This is a genomic window from Thiobacillus sp., assembly GCF_024708915.1.
Genome location: NZ_JANJXQ010000108.1, coordinates 1 through 6,086 on the forward strand (window position 1 = coordinate 1; position 6,086 = coordinate 6,086).

Below are 6,086 nucleotides of genomic sequence, written 5' to 3' on the forward strand. Positions count from 1 at the left end.
TGCTTGATATGCAACAGCTTCAGGATGCCCTGCACGAACAGATTGACGAACCACACCACCGGATACGCCAACGTCAGCAGCGGTGTAAGCAGCAGCGTCGCCGGGTAGGCGACGCGTTCGGGAAAGGACGCGCCGATGACCTTCGGCGTGACTTCGCTGAACACCAGAATCAGGAAGGTGAGCAACAGCGTCGCCGCGAACAGCACCATTTCGCCGTCGCCGAACAAGCGGATGGCCAGCACGGCTGACAGCGTGCCCGAGGCGGAATTGACCAGGTTGTTGCCCAGCAGAATCACGCCCAGGAGCTTGTCGGTCTGGTCCAGCAGCGCCTGCGCCCGCATCGCGCCGCGCACGCCGGACTCGGCAGCGTGGCGCAGGCGATAGCGGTTGATCGCCATCATCGCCGTCTCGGACGCGGAAAAAAAAGCCGAGGTGAGCAGCATAACGGCAAGCACGGCAAACAGCGTGCTCGTGGAAATGCTATCCAATCAACATCGCCTCAACGCCGGAGCACCACTTCCAGCACGAACTGGGTGCCCAGGTAGGCCAGCAGCAGCAGGGTGAAACCGGTGATCGTCCAGACCAGGGCGGTGCGCCCGCGCCAGCCGCGGAAATGCCGCCCCAGCAGCAGGCCGCCGAATACCAGCCACGACAGGATGGCGAGCACGGTTTTGTGCGAAAACTGCAAAGCCGTGCCAAACAGCTCTTCCGAGAAAAACACCCCGCTGAACAGCGCCAGAGTCAGCAGTACAAACCCGGCGCCGATGGTTCTGAACAACATGGCTTCCAGTGTCAGCAGGGGCGGCGCGCCGTTTTGCAGCGAGCCGCGATGCAGCTGCTTTTCCAGCATGGTCATCAGCACCGCATGCAATGCCGCCACGGCCAGCAAGCCATAGGCGAGAAAAGACACCACCAGGTGCGCGCGCAAGGCCAGCGCCTGCGAATTGGGAATGGCGTGGGTGGCGGTGAACAGCACCATAATCAGCACGGACACCGCCGCCAGTCCGCTGACCCAGGACTGCAGGCGCGCCAGCGGCGCACCCTGGCTGGCCAGCCAGTAGACCAACGCAGTGAGCCACAAAATCGTCGACAGGGAGTTGCCGAACCCCAGCCGGATGTCGCCCTGCCCCAGCACCGAATGATAAATCAGCGCACCGTGGGCCAGCAGGGCCAGCGGCAGCAGCCAGCGCACCGATGCGGCGTACGGCGTGCGCTGCAGGCGCCAGGCGACCCAGCCGTACAGCGCGCTCACACATAAGGTAACCAGCAATAGCAGGGACATTCGTTAAAATGAATAGGATTCAGCCAACCCCATTATCCATGCCGTCCATAACCGCAACAAGGAAGCCATGTTAGAAAATCTCAGCGGACGCCTCGCCGGCGTCGTCAAAAACCTGCGCGGACAGGCGCGCATCACCGAAGCCAACGTGCAGGATACGCTGCGCCAGGTGCGCCTGGCCCTGCTCGAGGCCGACGTCGCGCTGCCGGTGGTCAAGGACTTCATCGAAGCGGTCAAAACCCGCGCCCTGGGCCAGGAAGTGCTCACCAGCCTGTCGCCGGGCCAGGCGCTGATCGGCATCGTCCACGAAGAGCTCACCCGCCTGATGGGTGGCGAAAACGCCGAACTGAATCTGGCCGCGGCGCCACCCGCGGTGATCCTGATGGCCGGTCTGCAGGGCTCGGGCAAAACCACCACCAGCGGCAAGCTCGCGCTGCTGCTGAAAAACCGCAAGAAAAAGGTGCTGCTCGCCTCCGCCGACGTCTACCGTCCTGCCGCCATCGACCAGTTGCGCCAGCTCGCCAAACAGCTCGACGTCAGCTTTTTTGAAGCCGGCGACGAGCGCAATCCGTTGAGAATCGCACAGGCCGCGCAGGATCATGCGCGCAAGCAGTTCTACGACGTGCTGATCGTCGACACCGCCGGCCGCCTGGCGATCGATGAAGCGATGATGGCCGAAATCAAGGCCCTGCACGCTGCAGTCAAGCCGGTTGAAACCCTGTTCGTGGTCGACGCCATGCAGGGCCAGGACGCGGTCAACGTCGCCAAGGCCTTCAACGAAGCATTGCCGCTCACCGGCGTGGTGCTCACCAAGCTCGACGGCGACGCCCGCGGCGGCGCGGCGCTGTCGGTGCGCCACATCACCGGCAAGCCGCTCAAGTTCATCGGCGTCGGCGAAAAACCCGCCGGGCTGGAAGCCTTCCACCCCGAACGCATGGCGCAGCGTATTCTTGGCATGGGCGACGTGCTCTCGCTGATCGAGCAGGCACAAGGCTCGGTCGACCTCGCGGAAGCCAAGAAGCTCGCCGACAAAGTCAAGAAGGGCAAGGATTTCGACCTCGAGGATTTCAAGGCGCAGATTCAACAAATGCGCAAAATGGGCGGCCTGTCTGCACTGATGGACAAGCTGCCCGGTGCCGGACAGATGCCGGTTCCCGCCGGCGCCGACGACAAGGCCGTCAACCGGGTCGAAGGCATCATCAACAGCATGACCCCGCTGGAGCGCCGCAAGCCCGACATCATCAAGGCCAGCCGCAAGCGCCGCATCGCCGCCGGCGCGGGGGTGCAGGTGCAGGATGTCAACAAGCTGCTGAACCAGTTCGAGCAGGCACAAAAAATGATGAAAATGATGGGCAAGGGCGGCCTGTCCAAGATGATGCGCGGCATGAAGGGCATGCTGCCCGGAATGCGATAAAGCCGACCCTCTGGCAAGCCAGGGGTTTTTGAGTATAATTCGCGGTTTTCTCCGTTTACCCGGTGGGTTGAATCATGGTCGTTATTCGTCTTTCGCGCGGCGGCGCCAAAAACCGTCCCTTCTACAACGTCGTGGTGGCCGATTCGCGCTGCCGCCGTGATGGCCGCTTCATCGAGCGCGTCGGTTTCTACAATCCGGTGGCCACCGCGGGTGCCGAGGCCGTGCGCCTGGACCAGGAACGCATCGGCTACTGGGTGAGCAACGGCGCGCAGATGTCCGACACCGTCGCCCGCCTGGTCAAGCAGAACAAGCCCGCTGCCGCTGCCTGATTTGGCTGAACAGGAAGCCTGGGTGGTGATGGGGCGCATCGCCGCCCCGTTCGGCATCAAGGGCTGGGTCAAGGTCCAGCCCTACAGTGAAGACCCGGGCACGCTGATGGATTTTGAATCCTGGCGCGTCGGGCGCGGCGAGCAGCAGACACATTACAGCGTCGAGATCATCCAGGACCACGGCAAAGCCCTGGTCGCCAAACTGGCCGGCATCGACGACCGCGACGCGGCGTATGCCCTGCGCGGACAGGAAATCTCGGTGGCGAAGCGCGATCTGCCACCGCCGGAAGAAAACGAGTTCTACTGGTCCGACCTGATCGGCTTGACCGTGGTCAACCGCGAAGGCATCGAACTGGGCAAGGTCGACAGCCTGATGGAAGGCGGCGCGAACGATCTGCTGGTCGTCAAGGGCGCACGCGAGCACCTGATTCCGTTCGTGGCGGCCTTTGTCGGCAAGGTGGACCTGGGCGGCGGGACGATCGAGGTGGACTGGGGCGAAGACTACTGATGCGTTTCGACGCGGTCACGCTCTTCCCCGAAATGTTCGACGCCGTGCTGGATTACGGCATCACGCGGCGGGCGCTGGACCGCGGGCTGTACCGGTTCAAGGCGTGGAATCCGCGCGATTTCACCGACGATCCGCACCGCACGGTGGACGACCGCCCTTACGGTGGCGGCCCCGGGATGCTGATGCTGGCCGAGCCGCTGGACCGCGCGCTGAACGCGGTGCAGCAGGATCTTGCCAGCGAAAATTCGACGCCGTGGGTGGTGCATTTTTCACCCCGTGGCTGCCCGTTGACGCATCAGCGGGTGATGGAACTGAAGGAAAAGCCTGCGCTGGTATTGCTGTGCGGGCGTTATGAGGGCATCGACGAGCGGCTGTTGCGGCGCCGCGTGGACGAGGAACTCTCGCTTGGCGACTTTGTGCTGTCGGGTGGCGAACTCCCCGCACTCGCACTGATGGACGCCCTCATCCGGCAGCTGCCGGGCGCGTTGAACGATGCGGATTCGGCGGTGGAAGATTCCTTCGCCAGCGGCCTGCTCGACTGCCCGCACTACACCCGGCCCGAGGTGTGGCAGGGGATGGCGGTGCCGGACGTGTTGAGAAGTGGCAACCACGCCGCGATTGCACAATGGCGGTTGCAGCAAAGCCTGACGATCACGGCAACGCTTCGCCCCGATCTGCTGTCCAGGCGCGTGTTGTCGAAGCAGGAACAGGATATTCTCGCTGCGCACCCATCCGGGGCGCAGCAGAACGAAGCGGCCCGGTAATCCCGGGCCAATATGAAACGGCGCGACGTCCACCCGCAGCGGTGCACCTCTCACGCCAGATGCAAGGAAACGTCATGAACATCATCGAGCAACTCGAACAGGAAGAAATCGCGCGCCTGGGCAAAACCATCCCCGTCTTTGCCCCCGGCGATACCGTCGTCGTCCAGGTGAAAGTAAAGGAAGGCGCCCGCGAGCGTCTGCAGGCCTATGAAGGCGTGGTCATCGCCAAGCGCAACCGCGGCCTCAACTCCGCCTTCACCGTGCGCAAGATCTCGGCTGGCGAAGGCGTCGAACGGACCTTCCAGACCTATTCGCCGCTGGTCGCCAGCGTCGAAGTCAAGCGCCGCGGCGATGTGCGCCGCGCCAAGCTGTACTACCTGCGCGAGCGTTCCGGCAAATCCGCACGCATCAAGGAAAAGCTGCCCAGCCGCAAGGCCGCAGCCACGGCCGCCGAATAAGCCGTCTCCCTGGCGCAGCACAAAACGCCCGCATCGTGCGGGCGTTTTGCTTTGCCGTCCCACGCCTATTCCGGGGCCGACTGGGCATGCTCAGGCACGTGCGCGCGAGTTCGAACACACACCGGGCACGGCAGACTGCCTGGCAAGCCGCAAGACCCGCTGCAGCCTGGCCGATCTTGCCGCCACCCGCCCCTTGCGCAGCGGTGCGTGCAAATGGCGCTAAACGCTGCGCCGCTCTGACGGGGCGCGTGACCTCGGCTTAGAATGCGGTTATGCCTGCATACGATGCCATTCTTGCTGCCCCGATGTGCCGCCTTGGCGCCAGTTTCACCGGCGACGCGCTGACGCGGCTGGATTTTTTGCCGGCGAACACGCCAGTCTCTGCGCGGCAGGACAGCCGCGCCCGGCAACTGGCCCGCGAACTGGATGCCTACTGGCACAACCCCGGTCACGCTTTCGATTTGCTCTTCGTGCCGCAGGGCACGCCGTTCCAGTTGCGGGTGTGGCATGCGCTGATAAGGATTCCGGCTGGGCAGCCGACCACCTATGGCGCACTGGCGAAACGCCTCGGCACTGCCGCACGCGCGGTGGGACAGGCATGCGGATCGAATCCCTTGCCCATCCTCATCCCCTGCCATCGCGTGATGGCGGCACACGGCCTGGGCGGCTTCATGCATTCGTCCAGCGGTACATCACTGGACGTGAAAACCTGGCTGCTGGCACATGAGCGACGTGCTGATTGACCGCTTTTGCGATCATCTGTGGCTGGAAGACGGACTGGCGAACCTGACGCTGGCGGCCTACCGGCGCGATCTGAAAACCTTTGCCGCCTGGCTGCAGAAGGAACGCGCCCGTGGGCTCGATGCCGCCGCGGCGGGCGATCTCGAAGCCTACCTGGCGTGGCGTTTCGCCCGCCGCACCCAGCCGCGCAGCGCGGCACGCTACACCTCGGCGCTGAAGCGGTTTTATCGTTACCTGTTGCGCGAGCGCCTGATCGCCGCCGATCCCACGCTCAATCTGGACAGCCCCAGGCTGCCGCGTGCGCTGCCCAAGACGCTGACCGAGGCCGATGTGGAGCGTCTGCTCGACAGCGCTGCTCCCGACACGCCGCCGGGGCTGCGCGACCGCGCGATGCTGGAAACCCTGTATGCCACCGGCTTGCGGGTATCGGAACTGGTTGGACTGAAGCTGGTCGCGGTCAATCTCGGCGACGGCGTGCTACGCGTGACCGGCAAGGGAAACAAGGACCGGCTGGTGCCGCTGGGCGAAGAAGCCGTGCTGTGGCTGCGGCGCTATCTGTCTGACGCCCGCCCGCTATTGCAGGGGAAACAGCT

9 protein-coding genes are annotated in these 6,086 nt (G+C 64.2%); 7 read left to right on the forward strand and 2 right to left on the reverse strand.

Features of this window, described 5'->3' with window-relative positions; genetic code table 11:
• Together Q0L94_RS08010 and ccsA are read right to left on the reverse strand one after the other, a co-directional pair.
• A partial coding sequence (locus Q0L94_RS08010) for a CNNM domain-containing protein (protein WP_296752209.1) occupies window positions 1-488 on the reverse strand: 488 nt, incomplete at its 3' end.
• A gap of 11 nt (window positions 489-499) precedes the next feature.
• The gene (gene ccsA / locus Q0L94_RS08015; RefSeq protein WP_296752212.1) at window positions 500-1,252 is read right to left on the reverse strand and encodes a cytochrome c biogenesis protein CcsA; all 753 of its coding nucleotides are present in this window, start codon (window positions 1,250-1,252) and stop codon (window positions 500-502) included.
• A gap of 97 nt (window positions 1,253-1,349) precedes the next feature.
• Between ccsA and ffh the strand changes: the two genes are divergently transcribed.
• The 7 genes from ffh to Q0L94_RS08050 all read left to right on the forward strand — a co-directional run.
• Window positions 1,350-2,693, forward strand: a complete 1,344-nt coding sequence (ffh, locus tag Q0L94_RS08020) for a signal recognition particle protein (protein WP_296752215.1) — start codon at window positions 1,350-1,352, stop codon at window positions 2,691-2,693.
• Window positions 2,694-2,767: 74 nt separating this feature from the next.
• A complete protein-coding gene (gene rpsP, locus Q0L94_RS08025; protein ID WP_296752218.1) occupies window positions 2,768-3,022 on the forward strand; it encodes a 30S ribosomal protein S16 in 255 nt (84 codons plus the stop codon).
• A gap of 28 nt (window positions 3,023-3,050) precedes the next feature.
• Window positions 3,051-3,530 (forward strand): ribosome maturation factor RimM, encoded by a 480-nt coding sequence (gene rimM / locus Q0L94_RS08030; RefSeq protein WP_296752229.1) that lies wholly within the window; start codon window positions 3,051-3,053, stop codon window positions 3,528-3,530.
• On the forward strand, window positions 3,530-4,294 hold the full coding sequence (gene trmD / locus Q0L94_RS08035) for a tRNA (guanosine(37)-N1)-methyltransferase TrmD (protein WP_296752221.1): 765 nt from the start codon (window positions 3,530-3,532) through the stop codon (window positions 4,292-4,294). Before rimM ends, trmD begins: the two co-directional genes overlap by 1 nt.
• 74 nt (window positions 4,295-4,368) lie before the next feature.
• On the forward strand, window positions 4,369-4,752 hold the full coding sequence (rplS, locus tag Q0L94_RS08040; RefSeq protein ID WP_296752223.1) for a 50S ribosomal protein L19: 384 nt from the start codon (window positions 4,369-4,371) through the stop codon (window positions 4,750-4,752).
• Between the two features lie 272 nt (window positions 4,753-5,024).
• Window positions 5,025-5,495, forward strand: coding sequence for a methylated-DNA--[protein]-cysteine S-methyltransferase (locus tag Q0L94_RS08045; RefSeq protein ID WP_296752225.1), 471 nt, complete (start codon window positions 5,025-5,027; stop codon window positions 5,493-5,495).
• On the forward strand, window positions 5,476-6,086 hold a 611-nt coding region (locus Q0L94_RS08050; protein ID WP_296752228.1), incomplete at its 3' end, for a tyrosine-type recombinase/integrase. The genes Q0L94_RS08045 and Q0L94_RS08050, both read left to right, overlap by 20 nt.

What these genes read in the sequence shown, in the direction of transcription:
- rplS (WP_296752223.1), top strand. Translation starts at nt 4,369, where the DNA reads ATGAACATCATCGAGCAACTCGAACAGGAAGAAATCGCGCGCCTGGGC.
- rpsP (WP_296752218.1), top strand. Translation starts at nt 2,768, where the DNA reads ATGGTCGTTATTCGTCTTTCGCGCGGCGGCGCCAAAAACCGTCCCTTC.
- rimM (WP_296752229.1), top strand. Translation starts at nt 3,051, where the DNA reads ATGGGGCGCATCGCCGCCCCGTTCGGCATCAAGGGCTGGGTCAAGGTC.
- ffh (WP_296752215.1), top strand. Translation starts at nt 1,350, where the DNA reads ATGTTAGAAAATCTCAGCGGACGCCTCGCCGGCGTCGTCAAAAACCTG.
- Q0L94_RS08045 (WP_296752225.1), top strand. Translation starts at nt 5,025, where the DNA reads ATGCCTGCATACGATGCCATTCTTGCTGCCCCGATGTGCCGCCTTGGC.
- trmD (WP_296752221.1), top strand. Translation starts at nt 3,530, where the DNA reads ATGCGTTTCGACGCGGTCACGCTCTTCCCCGAAATGTTCGACGCCGTG.